The 214-nt window shown below is 39.7% G+C and carries 1 protein-coding gene; it reads right to left on the reverse strand.

From position 1 onward, the window contains the following. The coding region (locus PL77_RS32135; protein WP_044213568.1) for a hypothetical protein at positions 1 to 214 on the reverse strand (214 nt) is incomplete at both ends.

The raw sequence follows: 214 nt of genomic DNA on the forward strand, positions 1-214 counted from the left end.
CCCACCGTCGTAAGAGTAAGAATCTCCGAAAGTGACCGTCGCTGTTTCCGTATCAGCACTGCTATAGGTTTGCCCATCATAACTGCTGATGTACTCGCTATTATCAATAAGATCATCGAAGAATAGGAAGTTATTGTCAACATTGAATTGCGTTTTCTGATCATTGGCATTATCAAAAGTAGTTAATGCGATATCCTCTAATTGGTTGTCAGAT

It is taken from the genome of Flammeovirga sp. OC4 (assembly GCF_000812565.1).
GTDB lineage: Bacteria > Bacteroidota > Bacteroidia > Cytophagales > Flammeovirgaceae > Flammeovirga.